The sequence below is a fragment of the Rhodanobacter sp. LX-99 genome (assembly GCF_018599185.1).
In the GTDB taxonomy this organism is placed as follows: domain Bacteria; phylum Pseudomonadota; class Gammaproteobacteria; order Xanthomonadales; family Rhodanobacteraceae; genus Rhodanobacter.
In genome coordinates, this window is sequence record NZ_JAHFVL010000001.1 from 1877151 (window position 1) to 1903344 (window position 26194).

A 26194-nucleotide genomic window follows, 5' to 3' on the forward strand; every position below is an offset into this window, starting at 1 on the left:
CCGGACCGGCGGTCCGGTCAGCTGGCGGCGGATCCGGCGTCCGCCACCGCATTGAAGCGCGTGGCGATGTAGTCGTCGGTATAGCTGGTCATGCCCCAGTCGCGGATGAAACCGCAGTGGCCGCCGAACGGCGCGATGTCCAGTTCGACATTGGCCGGCAGCTGCAGCTTCTCGAAGCCGGCCACCGGGATCACCGGATCGTCCTTGGCGGTGAGGATGGTGGCCGGGATCTGCATCGCCTGCATGATGTCGCCGGCCACCGAATAGCCGTCCAGATACTGCTGCAGGGACTGGAAGTCGGTGTGCCTGAGCACCAGCGACTCGGTCAGCCCGCGCAGGTGCTGCTTCAGCTCGGACATCTCGAAGTACTGGTGCTGCGGGAACGCCTTCTGCTTGGCCAGCAGCGAGTGACGCCACTTGCGCATGAAGTACGCCTGGTAGAACCACGGCGCGGATTCCTCCAGCGAGAACAGGCCCTCGCCGGGGTCGATGATCGGGCACACCGCCAGCACGTAGCTCAGCGGGACGCCGACCAGCGAGGTCTGCATCGCCGCGCGCAGGGCGAAGTTGCCGCCCAGCGAAAAGCCGGCCAGCGCCATCGGCCGCGCCGGCCAGCGTTCGGCGATATCGCCCAGCGCATGCACCACCTCGTCGAGGCGGCAGGAATGGAACAGCGCCTCGTTGAGCCCGTGGCTGTCGCCGTGGTCGCGGAAGTTGAGCCGGAAGATGTCCCAGCCATCGGCGAGCAGGCGGCTGCCGGTCTGCAGCACGTAGGTGGAATCGACGCTGCCTTCCCAGCCATGGAACAGCACGGCCAGGCCGCGCGACTGCGCCCGGGTTTGCTGCGCGGTATACGCGCCGGTGAGGCGCACGCCGCCGCCGCCGTCGACCACCACCGCCTCGGCGCCCTGCAGCACGGTCTTCGCCGCGCGTGGCAGCAGGATGCGGCGCACCCCGCTGGAGGACAGCATGGTCTGGATATGGCCACTGCGCAGCGGCCAGGGCGGTCGGAAATCCTTTCCGTGCAGCAGGTTCATCCGGGGCGATCTTCCAGTGCGGCGGCGATGCGTTCGCGCGACAGCTCGGCCATGCGCCGACGCGCCTCCGGAGCGGCCGGTACCGACGCCAGGAAGTGCACCTCGGCATCCATCGGCGCCTCGCCCAGCATGCGCACGATGTTGTGCAGGAAACTCTCGTCCTCGCGAAAGCCGGCATCGATCACCCGGCGCCCGTCGCGGGCGAAGCGCAACGCCACTGGCTGCACCGGCACTTCGGCATCCAGCGCGGCCTGGAAGATGCGCGCGTGGAAAATCTTCAGCACGCCGTTGTAGCCGGTGCCGCCTTCCGGGAACACCGCCACCGAACGACCGCTGCGCATGCGCTCGACCATCGCCTGCATCACCGTGGACAGCGAATGGTTGCTGCCGCGGCGATGAAAGATGGTGCCGCCGTTCCTGGCCAGCCAGCCGACCAGCGGCCAGCCGGCGATCTCCGCCTTGGCCACGAAGCAGGCCGCGCGCTGGCTGTGCAGCATCACGATATCGATCCACGAGGTGTGGTTGGCGACGAACAGCACCGGGTCGCGCTGCGCCTCGCCGATACGCACCGAACGCAGGCCGAAGACGCGCAGCAGATTGACCGACCACCAGCGGATCATGCGGTGCGCGAACGGCTCGCGGCCGTTTTTCATCACTGCGTGCTGGTTCCAGCTGAGGATCAGCGAACACAACAAGATGCCCAGCACGATGTGCAGCAGCAGCAGCGGCACCCGCCACAGGTAACGCAGCGGGCGCAGCAGGTCGCGGTCGGGCTCGGTGGCGGTATCGATGCTCATCAGTCGGTTAGTCTAGCGTCAGTTGATGTAGGCGCGCGGCTCAACGTTCGAGCTGGGCCAGCGGCAACGACGGCGAACGCTTCACCGTGCGCAGCACGAAACTGGAATTGACGTCGGCGACCCCGGCCGCGTTCAGCAGATGGTCGAGCAGGAAGCGCGAGAAGTCCTTGAGGTCGGCTACGTAGACATGCAGCAGGTAATCCATGTCGCCGGTCAGCGCATGGCAGGCGACCACCTCGTCCCAGCCATTGACGTGCTCCACGAAGCCCTCGATCGCCGCGCTCTCGTGCTTGGTCAGCTGCACCCGCACGAACGCCTGCAGGCCCAGTCCGACCGCCTGCGGGTCGATCTGTGCGGCGTAGCCGGTGATGACCCGATCGGTCTCCAGCCGCTGCAGCCGGCGCAGGCAGGCCGACGGCGACAGGCTGACCCGCTCGGCCAGTTCGGCGTTGGTGATGCGGCCCTCGCTCTGCAGCACGGCAAGCATGCGCAGGTCGGTGCGGTCGAGTGTCGTCATGCGCAATAAACCTCGCACCATATTCATTCGAGCGCAAGAATAGTGCATTCATCACGCCGATCAAGGCAACAAAACAACCTTAGTGTGGCGAAACCGCCGTATGCTGTGGCTTGCCCCAGGCCGCACCGGAGTTGAGCCCATGGACACGCCCCGCAAAGTCGAACACCAGCAGACCGACCGCGGCTACGTGCCGGTATACGCCACCGGCGTGGTCGAGCAGCCGTGGGCCAGCTACAGCCAGACCGACCACGAGGTGTGGGATACCTTGTACAAGCGCCAGCGCGAGTTGCTGCCCGGACGCGCCTGCAGGGAATTCATGGCCGGCGTGGAGCGCTTCGGCCTGGGCGACGGCGGCATCCCGAAGTTCGCCGAGCTGAACAAGGTGCTCGGCGCCGCCACCGGCTGGGAACTGGTGGCGGTGGAAGGCCTGCTGCCGGACGAGGTGTTCTTCGACCACCTGGCCAATCGCCGCTTCCCGGTCAGCTGGTGGATCCGCAAGCCCGACCAACTCGACTATCTCAGCGAACCGGACCTGTTCCACGACCTGTTCGGCCACGTGCCGCTGCTGCTCAACCCCGTCTTCGCCGACTACATGCAGGCCTATGGCCGCGGCGGCATGAAGGCGTTCGCGATCGGCCCCGACGCGCTGATGAACCTGACCCGGCTGTACTGGTACACGGTGGAGTTCGGCCTGATCAACACCAGCGAGGGCATGCGCATCTACGGCGCCGGCATCGTCAGCTCCAAGGGCGAGTCGATCTACTGCCTGGATTCGCCGTCACCGAACCGCATCGGCTTCGGCCTGGAGCGCGTGATGAGCACGCGCTACCGCATCGACACCTACCAGCAGACCTACTTCGTGATCGACAGCTTCGAGCAGCTGTTCGAGGCGACCCGGCCGGACTTCACGCCGATCTACGCGAAGCTCAAGCAACAGCCCGCCCATGCGGCCGGCGACGTGCTGGACAGCGACCGCGTGTTCACCCGCGGCGATCGTGTGGGCTGGGCCACCAACGCGGATACCTGAGCTGCCGGATCAGCGCAGCGTCGCGTCCAGCCAGGGTTTCACCACCCCGATCCACAATGCATAGCCCCGGCGGTTCATGTGCAGGCCGTCGGCGATGAACCACCGCGGCTGCGGCTGGCCGTCCTTGCCCAGCATGGGCGTAAAGACGTCCAGATAAGCAACCCCTGGTTGGGTCGCCGCGTACGTTCGCACCAGCGCATTCGCCTCGCGGATCTTCGGCAACAGCGCCTTGCGCGCCACGCTCGGCTTGATCGCGATGAAGGCGATCGGCACGCCGGGATCGAACGAACGCGCCTTGCGCACGAAGGCGGCGAAGTCGTCGCGCACGTGCGACGGGCTGTCGCCGTCCTGCAGGTCGTTGTCGCCGGCGTAGATCACGATCGCGCGCGGGCGGTACGGCGCCACGATGCGATCGGCGAAGAAAGTTGCGTCGTCGATCTCCGAGCCGCCGAAGCCGCGGTTGATCGTGCGCACGCCGGGAAAATCCGTCGCCAGCGAGGTCCACATGCGGATCGACGAACTGCCGATGAACAGCACGGCACCGGCCGCTGGCGGATGTGTCCGGTCGCCGGCCTGGAACGCGGCGATCTCCGCGTTCCACTGCGCGTGGTCGTTCTCGCGGTTGTCGCGCGCCGTCGCCAGCAACGGCCACAGCAGCAGGAACAGCAGCAGGTTGCGCAGGGTCTTCATCGGCTCATCTCCAGCTTGTCTGTCCGCAGGCTAGCGCGGCCGCGCCAGTTCCGAAACCGCCAGCACCTGCGCGATGCGCGCGCCGTCCCAGCGATACACCAGGTGTTGCGCCTGCGTGCACGGCGCCACCGCATCGGGCTGGAACGCGGCCAGGCATTCGCCGCCGCGATGGCGGGCGCTGTCGTAGACGATGCCGTTGGAGCCCGCGTCGCGCAGCTCGCGCGCCAGCGTCACGCTGGCGGCGTAGCTGGCGGGATCGTGCGCCGCAGCCCAGCCGCCACGGATATCGTGCAGCTTGCTGTCGACGCTGGTGCGGTAACAGCGCATCTCGATGTCGCATACTGGCTCGGCGGTGGCGGCAAGGAAGCGCTCGCGGTGATACACGGTTTCCTCGACCGCGGTGGCGACGCTGTGTGCGGCGTAGAACACGCCCCACGTGCCGTCGGAGAAGCGGCTGCCCTCCGGGTTGAGATGGGTGAACGCGGCCATCACCGGGGTGGAGCCCGGCCCGCTGATGCGATGCTCCAGCGGCACCTGCTTCAGCGCGCCGGCCTCCTCGCGCAGGCGCGGATTGGTCAGCGCCTCGATCGCGAACAGCGCGTCGAGGTCGGCCGGATCGGCGATGCGGTCGTACACCCCGACCGGCGGGAAACGGCTGGGCACGATGCGGTAGGCCTGATTCCAGCGGATGCGTTTGACGGGTGGAAGTTCGGTTGGCATCGCGGCTCCATGATGTGCCCCTCCCGCATTGCAGGGGGAGAGCAGAGCGTGTGGAATTTCCGTCTCGCTCGTCGCGACCGCGCTCACGGCACGCGTCAACCGCGCTGCGCATCCAGATACTGGCGCACCACGTACAGGTCGGCGACGTTGCCGGACAGCATGCGTTCCAGCGCGGAATGGCCGCCGAACAGCGTTGCCGCGTTCGGCTTGTGCAGCCAGGCATCGGCCTGGGCCGGGTCGGGGAACAGGATCTGCAGCGACTTCCAGATGCCCAGCAGGTAGCTGATCCGCTCCAGCGTGTCGCGCCCCAGGGCACCGCCCTGCTGGCGCTTCCACTTGTAGAAGGTCGACTCCGGCGGATCGCCGAGCAGCCTGCGCTGGTCGGCGATGCGCAGCTTCCAGTGCTCGGCGAGCTTGAAGAACGCGCGCAACGCCGGATCGGCGAGCGTATCCGGCGGCGTGTAACGAGCTGCGGCTTCGGCGATGCGGGTCGAATGAGCAGTCATGGCACTAGCTCTCCCTGTGAAGTTACATTAAATATTACTCCACAGGTGTAGTAAAAGCCAGCGAGCCAGCACTCCGGGCTCAATGCCCTGAAACGCCCCTCGCCTTCGCGCAGTCGCAACCGTAGTCCGGCTCCGCGCCGCCGTCGGCGATGAAGCGGTCGATGCGCTGCTCCAGCACCGGCAGCGGCACCGAGCCCAGCTGCAGCACGGTGTCATGGAAGTGGCGGATGTCGAACTTCGCGCCCAGCGCCTGCTCCGCCTTCATGCGCAGTTCGCGGATCTTCAGATAACCCAGCTCGTACGACAGTGCCTGGCCCGGCCAGCTGATGTAGCGGTCCACCTCGTTGACGATCTCGCGCGCGGACAGCGCGGTGTTGACGGTGAGGTAGTCGATGCCCTGCTGGCGCGTCCAGCCCAGGTGGTGGATGCCGGTGTCGACCACCAGCCGGCAGGCGCGCCACATCTGGTAGGTGAGGTAGCCGAAGCGTTCGTACGGCGTCTGGTAGATGCCCATCTCGTCGCCGAGGTATTCCGAGTACAGGCCCCAGCCCTCGCCGTAGGCGGAGATGTAGCTGTTGCGGCGGAACGCGGGCTGGCCGCGCTGCTCGCCGGCCAGCTCCAGTTGCAGCGCATGGCCCGGATAGGACTCGTGCAAGGTCAGCGCCGGCACGTTGTACAGCGGTCGCGACTTCAAGTCGTAGGTGTTGACCAGGTAGACGTCCGCGCCGCCGCGGCCGGAGGTGTAGTACGGCGCGATGTCGGCCGGTACCGGCTTGATGGTGAAGTGCGCGCGCGGCAGGTGGCCGAAGTATCTGGCCATCTGGCCGTCCACCTGCTTGGCCACCCAGGCGCTGCGCATCAGCAGTTCGTCCGGCGTCTTTGCGTAGAACTGCGGATCCGTGCGCAGGAACCGCAGGAAGTCGGCGAAGCTGCCCTTGAAGCCGGTGTCCTGCATCACCTCCAGCATCTGCGCGTGGATCTTCGCCACCTGGTCGAGGCCGATCTGGTGGATCTGGTCGGGCGTGAGGTCGAGCGTGGTGTATTCGCGGATCTGCTGGCGATAGAACGCCTTGCCGTCCGGCAGCGCCTCGGCCGCCAGCGTGGTGCGCGCCTGCGGCACGTATTCGTCGCGGAAGAACGCCAGCAGCTTCGCGTAGGCGGGGATCACCTCGTCGCGGATGTGCCGCAGCGCCTGGCCCTGCAGCGCCTGCGCCCGGTCGGCCGGGATCGACGCCGGCAGTTTCCGGAAGGGTTCGTAGAAGCTGCTCTGGGTCGGGTCCTTCAGGTCGGCCACCGCGGCGATCGACACGTCGCGCCCGTCCAGCACCGCACGCGGCACGCTGAAGCCGCGCTTGAGGCCGGCACGCATGTTCGCGATCTGCTGGTCGAAGTAGGCCGGGACCTGGCCGAGCCGGTCGAGGTAGCGGTCGTAGTCGGCGGGCGTACGCAGGCGATCGCCGCCCAGCTGATAGCCGATGTCGGACCAGAACGCCGAGTCGCTGTTGAACGGCATCTGCCAATTCATGAACTTCTGGTCGGCGACGAAGTTGCCGATCTGCGCGCGATAGATCGCGTAGTTGACCCGGTTGGCCGGCGACAGTTGCGCCACGTCGACGCCATCGAGCCGCTTCAGCACACCCTGCCAGTAATCCAGCCGGCGCTGCTGGCTGGCGGCGTCGACCTGGTCGAGCCGGCCGTTGTTCGGCTGCGGCTCGCCGGAGGTGCTGATCCCGGCCTGGCCGGTGCGCCAGGCCCACTCGCTACTGTAGATGTCCTTGAAGCGCGCATCGGCGCTGGCGGCGGCGCTGGCCGGGGGCGTGGTTGCGGCGTGCAGCGGCACTGCGCTGCAGGCCAGCGCGAGCGCGGCCAGCCGCGCCATCATCAGGAGCTTGTTCACACGGATTCCTTGTAGCGGAGCGATGTCGGCATCCATCACGCGAAGTGAGGCGAACGCCTATCCTCGCCCTCATTCCGCGGCATGGCAACGTGGAGCTCGACCGCACCGCTCAGCCGAGATCGAGTTTGCCCACGCCGACCGCGCTCAGATAGGCGGCCAGGTTGCGTTCGTCGGTCTCGATGAAGACTTCGTCGCTCGGCACGCAGGCGGCGATCCGGTCCGGGCGGAAATTGCGGAAGTCCTGGCGCAGCCGGCACCACGCACCCAGCGTCCATTTGCCGCCCCAGAACGACAGGCACAATGGCTCGACCTCGCGCGTGCTGGCGTTGCCGCCTTCGTCGCGGTACTCCAGCCGCAGCACCCGGTTGTCCAGGATCGCCGCATGCAGCCGGTCGATCAACGCGGCGAAATCCTCGCGGTGCTGGTCGCGCCACACCGGCGCGAAGATCCGCGTGCGCGTGGCGCGCTCGCGCAACTCCGGCGGCAGCACCGCCTCGATCTTCAGCAAGGCGGACTGCGCGCTTTCGGCCAGCTGGGTGCCGGCGAACGCGCGCACGAAGCGCGAGCCGACCACCAGAGCCTCGAGCTCGTTCGCGGTGAACATCAGCGGCGGGATGTCCGAACCCTTGCGCAGCACGTAGCCGACGCCGGCCTCGCCCTCGATCGGCACGCCGGACAACTGCAGGTCGGCGACGTCGCGATACACGGTGCGCAGCGAGACGCCCAGCGTCTGCGCCAGCGCGCGCGCCTGCAGCGCGGTACGCCGGCCGCGCAGGGCGTGGATGATGAGGAACAGGCGATCGGCTCGGCGCATCCGCGCATCATCGCCGAGGCGGACGATGGCGAACAGCGCCGGAGGTCACGGCTCATGGCATCAGGCCGACTGCGTGGCCAGCAACTCGGCATCCTTTGCCGCGGCACGCTGCATCGCCGGGCGCGCCAGAACGCGGTCGATATAGGCACGGATCACCGGCAGTTCCGGCACCAGCTTGAACATGGTGGTCCAGTTCAGCGCGGTACCCCACAGCACGTCGGCCGCGCTGAACCTGTCGCCGAGCAGCCAGGGGCCTTTTTCGAGCTGGTCGGTGAGCGTCTTCAGCATGGTGTCGTAGTCGCCATAGCCGCACACCGATGGCGGCGCCGGCTCGCGCTGCATCGACTTGTCGGTCACCGCCGGCTCGAAGCACGAACCGTAGAACACCAGCCAGCGCAGGTATGGCCCGCGCAGCGGGTCGCCGAGCGGCGGCGCCAGTTTTGCCGCGGGATAGAGATCGGCCAGGTAGATGAACACCGCCGGCTGTTCGGTGACCAGCGCACCGCCGTGATGGATCGCCGGCACCTTGCCCATCGGATTGACCGCGAGATACGCCGGCCCGCGCTGCTCGCCGGCCTTCAGGTTGAGCACGTGCAGGTCGTAGTCGGCGCCGAGCTCCTCGAGCAGCGCGCGGGTGCCGGCGGAACGGCTCTGCGGCGAATGGAAGAAGGTGACGCGGGGGATCGTGTCCATGCTGGATACTCCTGGCTGATGCGGCGATTCAGTCCTGCGCAAGCTGGCAGACCGCCTCGATGTTGTGCCCGCCCGGGCCGATCACGAAGGCGGCGTAATAGTTCGCGTGATAGTGCGTGCGCAGGCCCGGCGCACCGTTGTCGCTGGCGCCGGCGAGCAGCGCGGCGGTGTGGAACGCATCCACCTGCGCGCGGTTGTCGGCGACGAAGGCCACGTGCAGCGGAGTCGGCGCGGCCGGGCCATCGACCAGCCAGAACTCCGGCTCGTCGCGGCCCATGCCGATCGCACCGGGATAGGTCTTCACCACGCCGATGCCCAGCGGAGCCAGCGCCTGGCCGAAGAAAGCCTGGCTGTGGGCGAGGTCGCTGACCGGCAGGCTGATGTGGTCGATGATCATGAAAGCTCCATCGGTGGTGTGGTCGAAATCAGCGATGCCGCGTTTCGTGCCGACGCCGACATCCGGTTGTCGTGACAGATCCCGGGCCTCACCGGCCGCGGGGATGGAAGGCGATGTGGGTGAGCGCAGCCAGCAGGGTGCGCCGGCGCGCACGCGGGGTGCTGGCGGCATCCGTCGAGTCCGCCTTGGGCAGCTTGTACTGCCCATCCAGCAGCAGGCCGTTCAGATAAAGCGGGCGGTAGGCCATCAGCACACGTTGCAGCATCGGTTTCATGATGGGTTCCTCACGCGGCCACGGCCTCACCGACGCACCAGGGCGGCAGCTGGGCGTGCTTGAACAGGCGGTACCAGTGTTCGCGATCGCTGGGGCTGTACAGGTCGAGGGTGCGGATCACCTCGCGGGCGAATTCCACGCTGCCGAGGTGGCTGGCGCTGATCACGCCGCCGTCGCTGACCGCCAGCACGTCGCTGTCGTACTGCTCGGCGCCGGCATAGGCGGGCACCTGCGCGGCGATCTGGCCGTTCCAGTTGCCGGTGTGGCGGCAACGGTCGAGCAGGCCGGCGCGGGCCAGCGCCAGCACGCCGCTGTCGATGCCGGCCACCGGCGCGCCGGCCGCGTGCAGATGGCGGATCGCCGCCACCGCCGGCTCGCCTTCGCCGCGTTGCCACAAGTGGCCCCCGGGCACGATCAGCAGCGCCGCCCGCTTGAAGTCGAGCCGGGCCAGCGACACGTCGGGCTGCACGCAGAGGCCGCCCATCGAGGTCACCGGCGCCATCGAGAAACCCACCGTCTGCACCTGCCAGTCGCCGGGACGGCGTATCTCGCACAGTGCCAGCGCGGCCTGCCAGTCGGCGAAGCCGTCGAATACCAGGAAATAAACCGTATCGCGCATGTCGTATCCCTCCGCTATGGAGGTACAGCTTGCCTGCCCCCTGCTGCCAACGTGCTGTCAGCAGCCGGGCCGGATGCGGGCCGCGGATGGCGCCAGGCTGGCACCGTTCAGCCGGAGCCGGGACAATACGCGTTCCTTCTGCCACGGACCCGACATGAAGCCCATCTCGCTGATCCAGTTCCTCATCGAGGAACGCCGCGCCGGCCACATCAACGCCGAACTTTCGCTGCTGATCGAAGTGGTCGCGCGCGCCTGCAAGCGCATCGCGGTGGCCACCAACAAGGGTGCGCTGGGCGGCGTGCTGGGCATGGCCGGCAGCGGCGACGCGCTGAGCATGAACATCCAGGGCGAAGCGCAGAAGAAGCTGGACGTGATCTCCAACGAGATCCTGCTCGAAGCGAACGCCTGGGGCGGCCACCTCGCCGCGTGCGCCTCGGAGGAAATGGAAGACCCGCAGCAGATTCCGGACGGCTACCCGAAAGGCCAGCACCTGCTGCTGTTCGATCCGCTGGACGGTTCCTCGAACATCGATGTGAACGTTTCCGTCGGCACCATCTTCTCGGTGCTGCGCTGCCCTGACGGCGTGACCGAGCCGAAGGCCGGGCACTTCCTGCAGCCGGGCACCACCCAGCTCGCCGCCGGCTACGTAGTGTACGGCCCGGCCACCGTGCTGGTGCTGACCTTCGGCCACGGCACCCACGAGTTCACCCTGGATCGCGAGGTCGGCAGCTTCATCCTCAGCCGCCGCGCCATCCGGATTCCGGAACAGACCGCCGAGTTCGCCATCAACATGTCGAACCAGCGCCACTGGCAGGCACCGATGCAGCGCTACGTCGGCGAACTGCTGGCCGGCAAGGACGGCCCGCGCGGCAAGGACTTCAACATGCGCTGGGTCGCCTCGATGGTGGCCGACGTGCACCGCATCGTGACTCGCGGCGGCGTGTTCTACTACCCGCTGGACGCGAAGATCCTCAAGCAGGGCGGCAAACTGCGGCTGATGTACGAAGCCAACCCGATGGCCTTCATCATCGAACAGGCCGGCGGTGCCGCGACCACGGGACGTGAGCGCATCATGGAGCTGCAGCCGACCGGCCTGCATCAGCGCGTGCCGGTGTTTCTCGGCTCGAAGCAGGAAGTCGAACTGGCCACGCACTACCACCGGGAAGCCGACGGCGCGGTTGGCTGACGTAAACGCGAATCGCACCAACCGGCCCCGGCCCTTTTGCCCGTCGTCGGGTTTCGAGATTCCCGGCCACAGCCGTTCACCCTGAGCGTAGGCCTGCAAGGCCGGAGTCGAAGGGCGCCCTTCGACTCCGCTGCGCTACGCTCATGGCAAACGGTCGGCGCGCTTCGTTAGCGTCGCGAATCAGATCCGGGTAGCGCACGTCAAAACGCCTGAAAGATTCGCTTCAATCGCACGTTTCGACCATAGACTGCCCATCATCCTTCCCTCGGCACAACGCCATATGCCCTTCCGCCGCCTGCTGCCGCTGCTCGCCACGCTCGCCCTGAGCGCCTGCTTCCATGCCAGCAAGCCCGTGCCGCCGCCGACGGTCGCGCCGGCACCGGTGCAGCTGAAGATCGGCCTCGCGCTCGGCGGCGGTGCGGCGAAGGGCTTCGCGCATATCGGCGTGATCAAGATGCTGGAGGCCAGCGGCATCCACCCGGCCGTGGTCGCCGGCACCAGCGCCGGTAGCGTGGTCGGCGCACTCTACGCCAGCGGCATGGATGCGTTCGCGCTGCAGCAGACCGCGTTCGGTCTCGATGAGGCGAAGATCCGCGACGTGCGGCTGTTTTCCGGCGGCCTGGTGCAGGGCCAGGCGCTGCAGGACTACGTGAACCAGCTGCTGCACAAGCAGCCGATCGAACAGCTGAAGATGCCGTTCGCCGCGGTGGCGACCGAGCTGGAAAGCGGCACGCGCACGGTATTCGTCCGCGGCAACACCGGCCGCGCGGTGCGCGCGTCCTCGAGCATCCCCGGCGTGTTCGAGCCGGTCGAGATCCACGGCAAGCACTACGTCGACGGCGGCGTGGTCAGCCCGATCCCCGTCGACGCGGCGCGCCAGCTCGGCGCCGACTTCGTGATCGCGGTGGACATCTCCGCCGCGCCCGACGGCAGCAACCCGCAAGGCATGATGAACATCGTCGGCCAGTCCATCGACATCATGGGCCGGCAACTGGCCGCGCAGGAAAGCGCGCGCGCCGACGTGGTGATCCGGCCCGACCTGCGCGGCATCGGTCCGACTGCTTTCGAGCAGAAGAACCAGGCCATCCTCGAAGGCGAGAAGGCCGCGCTGGCGGCGATGCCTGCGATCCGCGCCAAGCTCGCCGCGATGGTTGCGGCGCGCCGGGCCGCCGCGGCCACGGCCGCGCCCTGAGCCATGCCGTCCTGCACTTGGCGCATGTGACCCGCGGGTTGTAGCGTTGAGGATTCCCCGTGCCGGAATCCTCCCATGCTGAAACGCCCGCACCTGCCCGCTCCCTTGTTGCTGCTGGCCCTCGCGCTGGCACCGCACGCCTTCGCCGCCGCGCCCGCGGTCGACCCGCGCATCGAACAGGTGCTGGCCCAGCTGGGCAAGGCACAGTCGATCCAGGCGGTGGCGATCTCGCCGGACGGCAAGCAGCTGGCGTGGGTGATCCAGCGCGACGGCAAGCCGGCGATCGAGGTGGCCGACGCCGACGGCCGCCATGCGCACCGCGTCAGCGCCGCGGCCAAGCCGGGCGAGTGTGCCGAGTCCGGCGTCGCCTGGGCGCCCGATTCGCGCCGCCTCGCCTTCATTTCCAACTGCAACGTCGACCTCACCAGCACCAAGGTGATGCAGAACGCCATCTACCTGGCCGACACGCGCGGCAACGGCGCGCCGGCGCGGCTGGCCGAACTGCAAGGCTACGTGCGTTCGCTGCAATGGACCGCCGACGGCAAGTCGCTCGGCTTCCTCTACGTGGCCGGCGCCACCCGCCACGCCAGCGCGGTGGCCGCGGCCAAGCCGGCCGCCGGCGAAATCGGCGTGAGCGGCGTGGAAGTGCAGCGCGTGGCCAGCCTCGACGTGGCCAGTGGCGCGCTGCGCGAGCTGACCCCGGCCAGCATGTACGCGTACGAATTCGACTGGTCGCCGGACGGTTCGCGCATCGCCTACACCGCCGCGCTGCCGCCAGGCGACAACAACTGGTGGATCGCGAAGCTCTACGTGCAGCCGGCGCAAGCCGACGCCAGCGCCAGCGTGCTGGTCGATCCCGCCGGCACCGACAGCGGCTCCCTGCACGGCCTGCAAATCGCCCTGCCGCGCTGGTCGCCGGACGCGTCACGGATCGCCTTCATCGGCGGCTTGATGAGTGACCAGGGCGCCACCGGCGGCGACGTCTACGCGGTAGCGGCCGGTGGCGGCGCGCCGCTCAATCTCACTCCGGGCATCCGCGTCACGCCGTCGTGGCTGCGCTGGACCGGGCCGCGGTCGATGCTGGTCAGCCAGGTCAGCAACGGCCAGAGCCAGCTGGCGGATTACGCGGTTTCCGCCACGCGCGCGCAGCAGCAGCGCGTGCACTTCACCGTCCCGGCCAGCATCAGCGACGGCAGCGCGTCGATGGCGATGTCGCTGTCGGGCGACCTCAGGCATGTCGCCTTCCTGCAAAGCTCGTACGCCCGCGCCACCGAAGTGCACGCTGGCGCACTGGGCGGTACCGCGCCGCCGGCGGTGACCTCGTTCAACGCCGGGCTCAAACCGTCGTGGGGCAAGGCCGAGTCGGTGGAGTGGGACAACGAAGGCTTCCACGTGCAGGGCTGGCTGCTGTACCCGGCCAACTACGATCCGAAGAAGACCTACCCGATGGTCGTGGTGGTGCACGGCGGTCCGTCGAGTGCGGTGATCCCGCGCTGGCCGGGCGTGGGCTACGGCGCGGCACCGTTGTCCGCGCTGGGCTATTTCGTGTTCCAGCCGAACCCGCGCGGCAGCTTCGGCCAGGGCGAAAAATACGTGCAGGCGAACCGCAAGGACTTCGGCCATGGCGACTTGCGCGACATCCTCGCCGGCGTCGATGCGGTGGAGAAAAAGCTGCCGGTGGACGACCAACGGCTCGGCCTTACCGGCTGGAGCTATGGCGGTTTCATGAGCATGTTCGCGCCCACCCAGACCCAGCGCTTCCGCGCCGTGGTGGCCGGCGCCGGCATCTCCAACTGGCAGAGCTATTACGGCCAGAACCTGATCGACCAGTGGATGCCGCCATTCTTCGGCGCCACCGTCTACGACGACCCGGCGGTGTACGCAAAGAGTTCGGCGATCAACTTCATCAAGCAGGTGAAGACGCCGATGCTGATCGTGGTCGGCGACCGCGACGCCGAATGCCCGGCACCGCAGTCGTTCGAGATGTGGCACGCGCTGCGCGCGCAGGGCGTGCCGGCCTCGCTGGTGGTGTACCCGAACGAAGGCCACCATTTCGTCGATCCCGTCCACCAGCGCGACGTGCTGCAGCGGGCGCTGGCGTGGTTCGGCAAGTATCTGCCGGCCTCGCCCTGAACCTCGGCGCACGTGCGGCGAGCTAGAACAACTCGCCCTGCGGCGATATCTTGCGCGGCGGCACGAAGCGCGAGGTGTCGAGGGTGAGTTCGCGGGCACGGCCGAAGCCGTGCTTGCGGCAGGCGACGTCGAAGCGGCGGCGCAGCAGGTCGGCGAACACGCCCTGGCCGCGCATGCGGGTGGCGAAGTTGCTGTCGTAGTCGCGGCCGCCGTTCATCTGCTGCACCAGGCTCATCACGTGCTCGGCGCGCTGCGGCGCGTGCAGGGCCAGCCATTCGCGGAACAGGGCTTTCAGCTCGTACGGCAGACGCAGCGTGGTATAGCCGGCGCAGCGCGCGCCGGCCTCGGCCGCGTGCGCCATCACTGCTTCCATGTCGCGGTCGTTCAGTGCCGGGATGATCGGCGCCACCAGCACGCCGACCGGCACGCCGGCCTCGGCCAGCGTGCGGATCGCCTTGATCCGCCGGTGCGGTGCGCTGGCGCGCGGTTCGAGTTTCGCGGCGAGATGGTTGTCCAGCGAGTTGACCGAAACGAACACCTGCACCAACCGTTCGCGCGCCATCGGCACCAGGATGTCGAGATCGCGTTCGACCAGGGCGTTCTTGGTCACGATGGTGCACGGGTGGTGGCATTCGGCCAGCAGCTCCAGCGCGGCGCGGGTCAACCGCCAGCGTTTCTCGACCGGCTGGTAGGGATCGGTGTTGCTGCCGATGTTGATCGGGCTGATCGTGTAACCGGGCTTCGCCAGTTCCGCGCGCAGCACCTCGGCGAAGTTGCCTTTCGCGCGCAGCTTCGTCTCGAAATCCAGTCCGGGCGAGAGGTTGAGGTAGCTGTGCGAGGGGCGCGCGAAGCAATAAATGCATCCGTGTTCGCAGCCACGATAGGGATTGATCGCCTGGCTGAACGCGATGTCGGGCGAGTCGTTGCGGCTGATCACGCTGCGCGCGCGTTCCTCGGTGACCTCGGTGCGCGGGCGCGGCGCATCCTCGTCCAGCAGCGCGCTCTGCCAGCCGTCGTCCTCGGCCTGGTGGCGGATGCTTTCGAAGCGCCCTTCCGGATTGGAGGCGGCGCCACGACCCTTGAGCAGGCGCGTCGCCGGGAGCCGTTCAGGCGGGGTCGGTGGTGGCGAGGGATCGTCCATCGGCACAGTGTCGCGCGGCGACGTCTCAGCCGTCGCGACATCTTTTCGCGGCGTGATCCGGCGCGCGCCGGACACACGGTGGCGGCGCTATGATGCGCCCGTCCGGCCGCCGCGAGCGGCGTGTTTCCACCTGTCGGGGCTACCCATGCGCTGGCTGCTGCTCGTCCTCACCGTGTTCGCGTTCGTGCTGTGCTTTACCCGCCACAGCGCCGGCGCCTGGGGTTTCTGGATGCTGGTCGGGCTGATCGGAATCCTCGCCACCACGCTGGCCTTCGCGCAGGCGCGCATCGCCGGCAGTGCGCGTGACGACAGCCTGTCCGAGTACGACCTGAAGCGGCTGCGCGAAGGCAAGGTGCCGCTGAAGCACGAACGCCCGGATCGGTAACGCGTTATCGGATATTTCACGCCGCGTGACGACGGCATCACGCGCGCGTCGCCCCGTCACGACCGCTGCACACCGCAACGGCGACGCTCCACCCGCGCGATGACGGATATCGCGTCGCCCGGAATCTTCCACCCAAACCAGGAGTACATGATGACTGCTACCGGCCTGATCATCTTTCTGCTGATCGGTGCGATCGCGGGCTGGCTGGCCGGCCTGATCGTGCGCGGTTTCGGTTTCGGCCTGCTCGGCAATATCGTGGTCGGCATCATCGGCGCATTCCTCGCCGGCTGGCTGCTGCCGATGCTGGGCATCGGCTTCAGTCTCGGCAGCCCGATCGTCACCAGCATCGTCTACGCGATGATCGGCGCGATCGTGCTGCTGGTGATCATCGGCCTGATCAAGCGCGCCTGACGATCCGCCCGGTTCACCGCGGCAAAGAAAAACGCAGCGGCACGCGCCGCTGCGTTTTTCCGCACCTTGGCGGCCGCGCTCAGTCGCGCAAGTCGACGTCCTTGGTTTCGCGCACGAACAGCAGGCCGATCACGAAGGTCATCATCGCAATCACCACCGGGTACCACAGGCCGGAGTAGATGTTGCCGGTGAGCGCCACGATGCCGAACGACACCGAGGGCAGGAAGCCGCCGAACCAGCCGTTGCCGATGTGGTACGGCAGGCTCATCGAGGTGTAGCGGATCTTGGTCGGGAACATCTCCACCAGCCACGCCGCGATCGGGCCGTAGACCATGGTCACGTACAGCACCAGCAAGGTCAGCAACACGACCAGCATCGGGTAGTTGGTGCGCGCCGGGTCGGCCTTGGCCGGGTAGCCGGCCTGGTCGAGCGAGGCGCCGAGGCTGGCGGTGAATGCCTTGTTCTGCTCGGCGAAATCCGCCTTGCTCAGGCTGCTGCCCTCGAACGCCTCGTGGCTGGCTCCGCCCACGGTCACCTTCGCCAGCGAACCGGCCGGTGCCGCCACGTTGTCGTACGGCACGCCGCGCTTGGCCAGGTAGCTCTTGGCCACGTCGCAGGAACTGGTGAAGACCTGCGTGCCGGTGAGGTTGATCTGCAGGTGGCAGGTGGCCGGGTCGGCAAGCACGGTGACCGGCGCCGTGGCACGCGCCGTCTCCGCGCCCGGGTTGCCGTAGTGGGTGAGTCCCTTGAAGATCGGGAAGTAGGTCAGCGCAGCGAGCAGGCAGCCGGCCAGCACGACCGGCTTGCGGCCGATCTTGTCGGACAGCCAGCCGAACACCACGAAGAACGGCGTGCCGATCAACAGTGCCGCGGCAATCAGCAGCTGGGTGGTGGTGGCGTCGATCCTCAGCGTGCTGCCGAGGAAGTACATCGCGTAGAACTGGCCGCAGTACCACACCACGGCTTGGCCGGCGGTGGCGCCGAACAGGGCCAGGATCACCAGCTTGAGGTTGCCCCAGCGCGCGAACGACTCGGTCAGCGGCGCCTTCGACTGCTTGCCTTCCTCCTTCATCTGCTTGAACACCGGCGACTCGGCCAGTTGCAGGCGGATGTACACCGATATCGCCAGCAGCAGCGACGACAGCAGGAACGGAATGCGCCAGCCCCAGTCGTCGAACTTGTCGCCGAGCAGCCACTTGCAGCCAAGGATCACCAGCAGCGACAGGAACAGGCCGAAGGTGGCGGTGATCTGGATGAAGCTGGTGTACAGGCCGCGCTTGCCCTTCGGTGCGTGTTCGGCCACATAGGTGGCCGCGCCGCCGTACTCGCCGCCCAGCGCCAGGCCCTGCAGCATGCGCAACAGGATCAGGATCACCGGCGCCGCCATGCCGATCGAGCCGTAGCTGGGCAGCAGGCCCACGAAGAAGGTCGACAGGCCCATGATCACGATGGTGATCAGGAACGTGTACTTGCGCCCGACCAGGTCGCCGACCCGGCCGAACACCAGCGCGCCGAACGGGCGCACCGCGAAGCCGGCGGCGAACGCGAGCAGGGCGAACACCAGCTGGCTCGCCTCGTTCAACCCCGAGAAAAACTGGTGGCCGATGATCACGGCGAGCGAGCCGTACAGGTAGAAGTCGTACCACTCGAACACGGTGCCCAGGCTGGACGCCAGGATCACCCGCTTGTGGCTGACATCGAGCGCGGCGCCAGCACTGCCGCCGATGGCGTCAATCGCATTTGTGGCCATGATGTTTCCCCTCCCGAGATAGTGAAATGCCTCTCCCGGGAACCCGGGGAGAAGTTGGGAGGCGCGGCCGTTCCTCGAACGGACCGCACCCCGTCATCCTCCCGACGCGACGGGAGGGCAATCAACGGGCGGCGTACACGCGGTACGCCGCCGTGAAGTTCAGAAGCGATAAAGCGCGTTGAGGCTGACCTGGTTGCCGCTGGTGGTCTTGCGGTCCACGCCGTTGCTGGTGGAGTCGAGCTTGTCGTGCATCCATTCGGCACTGAGGTCATAGGAACCGGCGGTGTACTGCAGGCTCAATGCCGTCTGGCGGTTCCTGAGCAGGCCGGTCGATCCATTGCCCATCCAGGTGATCACGTCGCCGCTATCGGGTTTGCTGTACGCGTAGAACGCGTACAGGCTCCAGTTCGGCGTGAAGCTGTAGCCCGCCTGCACAAAGCCGCCACGCTCCTTGATGTCGCCGAACTGCGACATCGCACCGAAGATCTCGCCGAGGCCGTTGCCGGCGTAGGCCAGTCCCTTGAGCGTCCACGGACCGGGCTTCCACTGGCCGCCGATCTCGTAGCCCACGCTCTTGACGTCGGAGCGGATCGGCGTGGGTGCGGTGCCGTCCACCCCGCGCAGGTCGACCTTGCTGTAATGCGCCGAGAAGTACGCCAACCAGTTCTTGTCCTGCACGTGCAATCGCGCCTCCACCTGCGGACGGAAACCGGCGCTGCCGGCGGTGAGGTAGTTGACGTTGTTGCCGGGCCCGCTCCAGGTGCCTTCGAACACGCCCACGTCGAGCCGCCATTGCGCGCCGGTGCTGCCGTGGTTGAGGTCCTGCATCACCACCACGCCGGGGAAGCGCCAGCCGCCGTAGCCGGAGCCGAAGCCCAGCGGGAACGCGATGTGCGCCAGCGAAGTGGGCGAGTTGTCGATCGGGAACATCAGGTCCCACTGCTGGCCGATGCGCACCGTGGTGCCGCTCTCCGGGTTGGTCAGGTCCATGTAGGCCTGGCGCAGGCGCGGCGTGGGCTGCTGCTGACTGTAGGCACCGGTGCCGTTGAAGCCGCCGAAGAAGTCCATCTCGATGCGCCCGCCGCCGCTCCAGTTGCCGGCGAACCTGGCGCCCTTGAAGTCGAGCCAGAAGCGCGTGTTGCGCACGTCGACGCCGGAGAGCGAACCTTTCGAGCCGGGGATCGGGAACAGTGCGTTCTGGCCGTTGCCGTAGGTGAAGCTCTTGTTCTGGCTGAACGCGCTGGCGCTGACGAAGCCGTGCAGCGCCACCGACACGCCGGGGGCGCTGCTGAACACCGGCGTCGCGGCGGCCGGAGCCGCCGCCACATTCTGCGCGGGTGCCGCCGGCGCTGCGGGCGCGGCTTTCTGCGCCTGGATCATCGCCTTCAATTCGTTCAACTGCTGCTCGAGTTGCGCCACGCGCTGCTCGAGTTGCTGCTCGCGCGTGTCGCTCTGCGCGTGGCCAGCCAGCGGGAGCATCAGGGCGCAAGCCATGCTCAGGGCAAGCGCGGAATAACGATGAGTGTGTCGCGTGGTCATGCGTGCGTCTCCCCGAGGTCGATGACGGGCCGAGCATGGCCATGCTGCAGCGCGGGCGACTATTCGCCATTGGTCGAACTTCGACCAAAGTCGAGCCGGCCCTGCGCCGCCGCCGCCGTATCGATCGGGCTACACTCGAAGCCCGCACACCGCCGGGCGCTGATGCCTGCCGCGGTATCCCTGTCGCCACCTTTCACGCCGAGCCAGCAGGAGCCCAGCCATGTCCAAGCTCTATCCGGTCAACCCCTCGTTTGCCGCCGCGGCGCGCCTGCGCCACGACGACTACACACGCCTTTACGCCGAGTCGGTCAAAGACCCGGAAGGCTTCTGGGGCCGCATCGGCCAGCGCCTGGACTGGATCAAGCCGCCGACGAAGATCAAGGACGTCTCGTTCGATCCGAAGGACTTGCACATCCGCTGGTACGAGGACGGCGAGCTCAACGTGTCGGCGAACTGCCTCGACCGCCAGCTGGAAAAGCGCGGCGACAAGGTGGCGATCATCTTCGAGGGCGACGACCCGAAGGAGTCGCGCAAGATCACCTACCGCGAGCTGCACACCGAAGTATGCAAGTTCGCCAACACACTGAAGCACCTGGGCGTGGTCAAGGGCGACCGCGTGGCGATCTACCTGCCGATGATCCCCGAGGCGGCGGTGGCGATGCTGGCCTGCGCCCGCCTCGGCGCGATCCACTCGGTGGTGTTCGGCGGCTTCTCGCCCGACTCGCTGGCCGGGCGCATCGCCGACTCGCAGGCCAAGGTGGTGATCACCGCCGACGAGGGCCTGCGCGCCGGCAAGCGCATCCCGCTCAAGGTCAATGTGGACGCGGCGCTGGAACGGCCCGGCACCAACAGTGTGGAGACCGTGATCGTGGTGCGCCACACCGGCGGTGCGGTCAACATGCAGTCGCCGCGCGACCGCTACTACCACACGTTGATGGAAGGCCAGAGCGCCGATTGCCCGCCGACGCCGGTCGGGGCCGAGCATCCGCTGTTCGTGCTGTACACCTCCGGCTCCACCGGCAAGCCGAAGGGCGTGCTGCACAGCACCGGCGGCTACCTGGTGTTCATCAGCTACACCCACGAGCTGGTGTTCGACCTGCGCGAAGATGACGTCTACTGGTGCACCGCCGACGTCGGCTGGGTCACCGGCCACAGCTACGTGGTGTACGGCCCGCTTTGCAACGGCGCGACCACGGTGATGTTCGAGGGCGTGCCGAACTACCCGGACTTCAGCCGTTTCTGGCAGGTGATCGACAAGCACAAGGTCAGCCTGTTCTACACCGCGCCCACCGCGATCCGCGCGCTGATGCGCGAAGGCGAGGAGCCGGTGAAGAAGACCTCGCGCGCCAGCCTGCGCCTGCTCGGCTCGGTCGGCGAACCGATCAACCCGGAAGCGTGGGAGTGGTACTACCGCGTGGTCGGCGAAAACCGCTGCCCGATCGTCGATACCTGGTGGCAGACCGAAACCGGCGGCATCATGATCTCGCCGCTGCCCGGCGCGATCGGCACCAAACCCGGCTCGGCCACGCTGCCGTTCTTCGGCATCAAGCCGGCGATCGTCGACGCCGAAGGCACCGTGCAGGAAGGCGTGGCCGAGGGCAACCTGCTGATCACCGACTCCTGGCCGGGCCAGGTGCGCACCATCTACGGCGACCACCAGCGCTTCATCGAGACCTACTTCAGCGCCTACCCCGGCAACTATTTCAGCGGCGACGGCGCGCGCCGCGACGAGGACGGCTACTACTGGATCACCGGCCGCGTCGACGACGTGATCAACGTCAGCGGCCATCGCCTCGGCACCGCCGAGGTGGAGAGTGCGCTGGTGGCGCACCCGAAGGTGGCCGAAGCCGCCGTGGTCGGCTGCCCGCACGAGATCAAGGGCCAGGGCATCTACGCCTATGTCACCCTGATCGCCGGCGAAACCGGCAGCGACGAACTGCGCAAGGAACTCGTCGCCTGGGTGCGCAAGGAGATCGGCCCGATCGCCACGCCGGATTACCTGCAGTGGGCGCCCGGCCTGCCGAAAACCCGCTCCGGCAAGATCATGCGCCGGATCCTGCGCAAGATCGGCGAAAATCTGCCCGACCAGCTCGGCGACATCACCACTCTGGCCGATCCCAGCGTGGTGAAGAACCTGGTCGATGAGCGGTTGATCAAGTAGCGGGATTCGAGAATCGGGATTGGTGATTCGCAAGAGCCGCTCCTCCGAATCCCCAATCCCGAATCCCTAATCCCGGCTTTGCCCCCATGCCCGACATCCTGATCGCCGACGACCATCCGCTGTTCCGCGACGCCCTGCAGCGGGCGGTGCTGACCGCGTTGCCGCAGGCGCGCGTGCACAGCGCGGACAGCGTGCATACCCTGCTCGGCCTGATCGAACAATTCCCCGACGCCGAGCTGCTGCTGCTCGACCTGCACATGCCGGGCGCGCGCGGCTACTCCGCGCTGGCGCATATCCGCGGGCAATACCCCGGGCTGCCGACCATCGTGGTGTCCGGTCACGAAGAGGCGCAGGTGGCGCGCCGCGCGCTGGCGCATGGCGCCTCGGCGTACATTCCGAAATCCAGTTCGGGCGAAAGCATCGTCGCGGCGATCCGCGCCGTGCTCGACGGCGACGTCTGGCTGCCGCCGGCCCTGCTCGGCGCCCCCGGCGAACTGCGGCCCGACGAAGCCGCCGCCGCCGCGCAGATCGCCGCGCTGACGCCGCAGCAGTTCCGCGTCATGACGATGATCGCCGAAGGCCTGCTGAACAAGCAGATCGCGTGGGAACTCGGCGTCTCCGAGGCCACCGTGAAGGCGCACATGACCGCGATCATGCGCAAGCTCGGCGTCAACAACCGCACCCAGGTCGCGCTGCTCGCCAGCCAGCTGGCGGTCGACCAGGAAAGCCTGCCGGCGCTTCCCGGCGGCGAAGGCTGACGCCCCGACTAGCGGCGCAGCAGGGCGGTCAACAGCGCACGCAACGCGGCCGGCCTCACCGGCTTGTGCAGCACCGGGTAACCGAGCGCCCGCGCCCTCTGCTTCAGCTCGCTGCTGCCGTCGGCGGTGATCATCGCCACCGGCGGCAATTCGCCCAGCACGCCGCACAGTTGCTGCAGCGCCTGCAGGCCGTCGACGCCATCGGCCAGGTGGTAGTCGGCCAGGACCAGGTCGATCGAGCCCCGCGCCAGCTCCTCGCGGGCCTGTTCCACATCCAGCGCGATGCGGCAATCGACGCCCCAGCGGCTGAGCAGGGCACGCATGCCGTCGAGGATGGCGGCGTCGTTGTCCAGGCACAGCACGGTCAACGGCAGCTGCTTGTCCGGGCCGGCGCGCTCTACTCGCTGGCGCCGAACCGGCACGCTCTCACTGCGCGGCACCGTCACCGCGAAGCAGCTGCCGTGCTCGACCCGCGAATGCAGGTCGAGCCGGTGACCGAGGATGCTGGCCAGGCGGTCGCAGATCGACAGGCCCAGGCCCAGCCCTTTCTCGCCCCACGGCGACGGCTGTTCCAGCCGCTGGAATTCGCCGAAGATCCGCGCGCGTTGCTCCGCCGCGATGCCGGGGCCGGAATCCCACACCTCGATGCGCACCTCGTCGGCACCCATCCGCCGTGCGCCCAGCAGCACGCTGCCCTTGCTGGTGTAGCGCAAGGCGTTGGAGAGGAAGTTCTGCAGTATCCGGCGCAGCAGCTGCGGGTCGCTGCGCACCGCCAGAGCGGTCGGCACCACGCGCAGGCGCAACCCGCGCTGCTCGGCGACCACCGCGAACTGCGCCCTCAGCGAATCGAACAGTTCGGCCAGCGCAAAGCCGCCGACTTCCGGGTGGTAGCTGCCGGCATCCAGCCGCGAGACGTCGAGCAACGCATCGAGCAGGTCCTCGGCGGCACGGAACGAGGCGTCGATGCGTTCGGCCAGCCCGCTTGCCTCCTCATCCAGGCCGGGATGCTGGCGCAGCGCCGAGGTGAACAGGCGCGCCGCATTCAGCGGCTGCAGCAGGTCGTGGCTGGCCGCGGCGAGGAAGCGGGTCTTGGAGATGTTCGCGGTCTCCGCCGCACGACGCGCCTGCGCGGTGGCCACCAGCGCCTCGGACAGCTGGGCGGTGCGCTGCTCGACGCGCTGCTCCAGCGTCTCGTTCACCTCGATCAGCGCCTGCTCGGCGTGCTTGTACGCGGTGACGTCGGTATAGGTGGTGACGTAGCCGCCGCCGGGCAGCGCGCGGCCGCGCATCTCGATCACTGTGCCGTCCGGGCGGATGCGCTGGAACAGGTGCGACGAGCCGGCGCGCATGTAGTCGATGCGCTTGGCCACATGGCCGTCCACCTCGCCGGGGCCGCACTCGCCCAGCTCGGCGTTCCAGCGGATCAGCTCGGCCACCGGCACGCCCACGTGCACCATGCCGTCGGGATAGTCGAACAGCTCCAGGTAGCGCCGGTTCCACGCCACCAGGCGCATCTGCGCGTCGACCACGCTGATCCCCTGCGAGACGTTTTCCAGCGTGGTGGACAGCAGCTCGCGATTGAAGCGCAGTTCCTGCGAAGCCTCGTCCAGCAGCGCCATCGACTCGGCCACGTCCAGGCCGCTGCCGGACAGCGCGCTGATCAGGATGCGCCGCGCGTTGGCCGCGCCCACCGCCGAGGCCAGCAGCCGTTCGGTGTACTGGATCAAGGCGCGGTCGGCCGCCTCGCCGGGCAGCAGCGGCTTGCCGCGGCGCTGGCCGTATTCCTCGAAGGCGCGCACGCTGCTGCGCTCGCCTACGATGCGCTCGGCAATGGTGCGCAGGTCGGCCACCGCCACGCGGCCACGCCAGTCGCCACTGCCGCTGCCGCTGGCCGGATCGGCGTCCATGAACATCGCCGCGTGCAGGCGTTCCTCCAGGCTGGGCCGCAGGCGCAGCGAGACGAACACCAGGCAGCCCACGTTGACCAGCAGCGACCAGAACGTGCCGTGCATCACCGGCTCCCAGCCGCTGAGATGGAACAGCGCCTGCGGCCGCAGCCAGTCCCAGCCGAACGGCCCGGCCTGCAGCCACTCGTCGGAACGGATCAGCGCCGGCAGCAGCAGGGTGTACAGCCACACCGCGAAGCCGCCGACCAGACCCACCATCACGCCGCGACGGCTGGCGCCGCGCCAGTACAACGCGGCGATCAGCGCCGGCGCGAACTGCGCCACCGCGGCGAATGCGAGCAGGCCCGTGGCGGCCAGGTTCTCCGCGTTCGCGGCGACCCGGTAGTAGGCGTAGGCCATCACCGCCAGCAGGATGATCGCCACCCGGCGCACGCCCAGCACCAAGTGCGACAGGTCGCTGCGCTGCTCCAGTCGCAGCCGGCGGATGCGCAGCAGCGCCGGCATCACCAGGTCGTTGCTTATCATCGTCGACAGCGCCACCGAGGCCACGATCACCATGCCGGTCGCCGCCGAGAAGCCGCCAATGAAGGCCAGCAGCGCCATGCCGCGATCGCCGTACGCCATCGGCAGGGTCAGCACCCACGCGTCGGCGGTGCCATCGCGCACCAGCGGCATGTGCGCGCCGGCCGCCACGATCGGCAGCACCGCCACGCTGACGATGACCAGGTACAGCGGCACCATCCAGCGCGCGCGGGTGAGATCGCCGGCGTCCTCGCACTCGACCATGCCTATCTGGAACTGCCGCGGCAGGCAGAACATGGCGCAGAACGCCAGCATGGTCTGCGCCAGGAAACCGGGCGACAGGCCATGGCTCAACTGCGTGACCGGCAGCTGCACCGTGCTGACCAGCCCCGGCCCCTGCCACAGCGCGTAGCCGGCCAGCGCCACGAAAGCCAGCAGCTTGATCAGCGACTCCAGCGCGATCGCCAGCATCATGCCGTGGTGATGCTCGGTGGCGTCGATGCTGCGCGTGCCGAACAGGATCGCGAACACCGCCAGCAGCGCCGCGCACCACATCGCGCTGTCGATGCCGCCGGCCGTTACCATGCCGTGCCTGACGCCGCCGAGCACGCCGAACGACATCGCCACCGCCTTGAACTGCAGCGCGATGTACGGCACCACCGCGATCACCGCGATCACCGCCACCAGCGCCGCCAGGCCGTGCGACTTGCCGAAGCGCGCGCCGATGAAGTCCGCGATCGAAGTGATGTTGCGCTGCCTCACCACCTGCACCAACCGGCGCAGCAAGCCAAAACCGAACACGAACAGCAGGACCGGGCCGAGGTAGATCGGCAGGTAGGCCAGGCCGTCGCGCGCCGCCGTGCCGACCGCGCCGTAGAACGTCCACGACGAGCAGTACACCGCCAGCGCCAGGCTGTAGACGATCGGACGCAGGCGCGGCTGGCGCGGATACAGCGGCCGACGGTCGCCCGCGTAGGCCACCACGAACAGCAGCCCGACGTACAGCAGCGATACCAGCAACAACAGCCAGCCCTGGATCAAGCCTCGTTCTCCCCAGCCAGACGGATCGACGACCGCTGCGCCCGCGCCATTCGCGCGCTTGTGCCATGGCGGTGCCGACG

24 protein-coding genes are annotated in these 26194 nt (G+C 68.1%); 8 read left to right on the plus strand and 16 right to left on the minus strand.

All coding sequences use genetic code 11. The features are described 5' to 3' along the window. Nucleotides 1-17: 17 nt before the first annotated feature. Genes KK131_RS08635 through KK131_RS08645 form a run of 3 tightly spaced genes read right to left on the minus strand, consistent with a single transcriptional unit; the run spans nucleotide 18 to nucleotide 2351 of the window. The gene (locus KK131_RS08635) at nucleotides 18-1037 is read right to left on the minus strand and encodes an alpha/beta fold hydrolase (protein ID WP_214556247.1); all 1020 of its coding nucleotides are present in this window, start codon (nucleotides 1035-1037) and stop codon (nucleotides 18-20) included. Then, nucleotides 1034-1834 carry a lysophospholipid acyltransferase family protein gene (locus KK131_RS08640; RefSeq protein WP_214556248.1) on the minus strand — a complete coding sequence of 267 codons (801 nt, stop codon included), beginning with the start codon at nucleotides 1832-1834 and terminating at the stop codon, nucleotides 1034-1036. The genes KK131_RS08635 and KK131_RS08640 overlap by 4 nt, the downstream gene beginning before the upstream one ends. A 40-nt stretch (nucleotides 1835-1874) precedes the next feature. Next, complete coding sequence (locus KK131_RS08645) at nucleotides 1875-2351, minus strand: Lrp/AsnC family transcriptional regulator (RefSeq protein ID WP_214556249.1); 477 nt, start codon at nucleotides 2349-2351, stop codon at nucleotides 1875-1877. A gap of 139 nt (nucleotides 2352-2490) precedes the next feature. Here KK131_RS08645 and phhA point away from each other — a divergent pair, with 139 nt between their 5' ends. Beyond that, on the plus strand, nucleotides 2491-3378 hold the full coding sequence (gene phhA, locus KK131_RS08650; RefSeq protein ID WP_214556250.1) for a phenylalanine 4-monooxygenase: 888 nt from the start codon (nucleotides 2491-2493) through the stop codon (nucleotides 3376-3378). A gap of 9 nt (nucleotides 3379-3387) precedes the next feature. Here phhA and KK131_RS08655 read toward each other — a convergent pair whose 3' ends face one another. The 9 genes from KK131_RS08655 to KK131_RS08695 all read right to left on the minus strand — a co-directional run bounded on the left by KK131_RS08655 (nucleotide 3388) and on the right by KK131_RS08695 (nucleotide 9988). Next, nucleotides 3388-4068 (minus strand): SGNH/GDSL hydrolase family protein, encoded by a 681-nt coding sequence (locus KK131_RS08655; protein ID WP_214556251.1) that lies wholly within the window; start codon nucleotides 4066-4068, stop codon nucleotides 3388-3390. A gap of 30 nt (nucleotides 4069-4098) precedes the next feature. After that, nucleotides 4099-4788 carry an RES family NAD+ phosphorylase gene (locus KK131_RS08660; protein WP_214556252.1) on the minus strand — a complete coding sequence of 230 codons (690 nt, stop codon included), beginning with the start codon at nucleotides 4786-4788 and terminating at the stop codon, nucleotides 4099-4101. A 95-nt stretch (nucleotides 4789-4883) separates the two neighbouring features. Then, nucleotides 4884-5294 (minus strand): MbcA/ParS/Xre antitoxin family protein, encoded by a 411-nt coding sequence (locus KK131_RS08665; RefSeq protein WP_214556253.1) that lies wholly within the window; start codon nucleotides 5292-5294, stop codon nucleotides 4884-4886. A gap of 79 nt (nucleotides 5295-5373) precedes the next feature. Continuing rightward, a complete protein-coding gene (locus tag KK131_RS08670) occupies nucleotides 5374-7176 on the minus strand; it encodes a DUF885 family protein (RefSeq protein WP_250887444.1) in 1803 nt (600 codons plus the stop codon). 124 nt (nucleotides 7177-7300) lie between these two features. Beyond that, nucleotides 7301-8005 (minus strand): YafY family protein, encoded by a 705-nt coding sequence (locus KK131_RS08675; protein ID WP_214556255.1) that lies wholly within the window; start codon nucleotides 8003-8005, stop codon nucleotides 7301-7303. Nucleotides 8006-8065: 60 nt separating this feature from the next. Beyond that, nucleotides 8066-8698 (minus strand): glutathione S-transferase family protein, encoded by a 633-nt coding sequence (locus KK131_RS08680; RefSeq protein ID WP_214556256.1) that lies wholly within the window; start codon nucleotides 8696-8698, stop codon nucleotides 8066-8068. A 28-nt stretch (nucleotides 8699-8726) separates the two neighbouring features. Continuing rightward, the gene (locus tag KK131_RS08685) at nucleotides 8727-9092 is read right to left on the minus strand and encodes a VOC family protein (RefSeq protein ID WP_214556695.1); all 366 of its coding nucleotides are present in this window, start codon (nucleotides 9090-9092) and stop codon (nucleotides 8727-8729) included. 91 nt (nucleotides 9093-9183) lie between these two features. Further along, nucleotides 9184-9369, minus strand: a complete 186-nt coding sequence (locus KK131_RS08690; RefSeq protein WP_214556257.1) for a hypothetical protein — start codon at nucleotides 9367-9369, stop codon at nucleotides 9184-9186. Between the two features lie 10 nt (nucleotides 9370-9379). Beyond that, nucleotides 9380-9988: a DJ-1/PfpI family protein gene (locus KK131_RS08695; protein WP_214556258.1), complete on the minus strand. Its 609-nt coding sequence runs from the start codon at nucleotides 9986-9988 to the stop codon at nucleotides 9380-9382. A 154-nt stretch (nucleotides 9989-10142) separates the two neighbouring features. Between KK131_RS08695 and KK131_RS08700 the strand changes: the two genes are divergently transcribed. From KK131_RS08700 to KK131_RS08710, 3 genes are all read left to right on the plus strand, one after another. After that, entirely contained in the window at nucleotides 10143-11174 is a 1032-nt protein-coding gene (locus KK131_RS08700) for a class 1 fructose-bisphosphatase (protein ID WP_214556259.1), read from the plus strand. A 280-nt stretch (nucleotides 11175-11454) separates the two neighbouring features. Further along, nucleotides 11455-12366: a patatin-like phospholipase family protein gene (locus KK131_RS08705; RefSeq protein ID WP_214556260.1), complete on the plus strand. Its 912-nt coding sequence runs from the start codon at nucleotides 11455-11457 to the stop codon at nucleotides 12364-12366. Between the two features lie 75 nt (nucleotides 12367-12441). Beyond that, nucleotides 12442-14499, plus strand: coding sequence for a S9 family peptidase (locus KK131_RS08710; protein ID WP_214556261.1), 2058 nt, complete (start codon nucleotides 12442-12444; stop codon nucleotides 14497-14499). Nucleotides 14500-14521: 22 nt separating this feature from the next. On the opposite strand, the gene KK131_RS08715 is transcribed toward KK131_RS08710, so the two are convergent. Next, nucleotides 14522-15640 (minus strand): PA0069 family radical SAM protein, encoded by a 1119-nt coding sequence (locus KK131_RS08715; protein WP_214556262.1) that lies wholly within the window; start codon nucleotides 15638-15640, stop codon nucleotides 14522-14524. Nucleotides 15641-15785: 145 nt separating this feature from the next. Here KK131_RS08715 and KK131_RS08720 point away from each other — a divergent pair, with 145 nt between their 5' ends. Together KK131_RS08720 and KK131_RS08725 are read left to right on the plus strand one after the other, a co-directional pair. Beyond that, nucleotides 15786-16025, plus strand: a complete 240-nt coding sequence (locus tag KK131_RS08720; RefSeq protein ID WP_214556263.1) for a hypothetical protein — start codon at nucleotides 15786-15788, stop codon at nucleotides 16023-16025. 147 nt (nucleotides 16026-16172) lie between these two features. Further along, on the plus strand, nucleotides 16173-16436 hold the full coding sequence (locus tag KK131_RS08725) for a GlsB/YeaQ/YmgE family stress response membrane protein (protein WP_250889374.1): 264 nt from the start codon (nucleotides 16173-16175) through the stop codon (nucleotides 16434-16436). 79 nt (nucleotides 16437-16515) lie between these two features. Here the strand turns inward: KK131_RS08725 and KK131_RS08730 are convergent, their stop codons facing one another. Both KK131_RS08730 and KK131_RS08735 read right to left on the minus strand, forming a co-directional pair. Next, nucleotides 16516-18186 carry an MFS transporter gene (locus KK131_RS08730; protein ID WP_214556264.1) on the minus strand — a complete coding sequence of 557 codons (1671 nt, stop codon included), beginning with the start codon at nucleotides 18184-18186 and terminating at the stop codon, nucleotides 16516-16518. Nucleotides 18187-18345: 159 nt separating this feature from the next. Further along, nucleotides 18346-19725 (minus strand): hypothetical protein, encoded by a 1380-nt coding sequence (locus KK131_RS08735; RefSeq protein WP_214556265.1) that lies wholly within the window; start codon nucleotides 19723-19725, stop codon nucleotides 18346-18348. 220 nt (nucleotides 19726-19945) lie between these two features. On the opposite strand from KK131_RS08735, the gene acs reads away from it, so the two are divergent. Together acs and KK131_RS08745 are read left to right on the plus strand one after the other, a co-directional pair. After that, complete coding sequence (acs, locus tag KK131_RS08740; RefSeq protein ID WP_214556266.1) at nucleotides 19946-21886, plus strand: acetate--CoA ligase; 1941 nt, start codon at nucleotides 19946-19948, stop codon at nucleotides 21884-21886. An 86-nt stretch (nucleotides 21887-21972) separates the two neighbouring features. Then, the gene (locus KK131_RS08745; protein WP_214556267.1) at nucleotides 21973-22644 is read left to right on the plus strand and encodes a response regulator transcription factor; all 672 of its coding nucleotides are present in this window, start codon (nucleotides 21973-21975) and stop codon (nucleotides 22642-22644) included. A gap of 8 nt (nucleotides 22645-22652) precedes the next feature. Here KK131_RS08745 and KK131_RS08750 read toward each other — a convergent pair whose 3' ends face one another. After that, nucleotides 22653-26114 (minus strand): PAS domain-containing hybrid sensor histidine kinase/response regulator, encoded by a 3462-nt coding sequence (locus tag KK131_RS08750; protein ID WP_214556268.1) that lies wholly within the window; start codon nucleotides 26112-26114, stop codon nucleotides 22653-22655. Nucleotides 26115-26194: the final 80 nt, after the last annotated feature.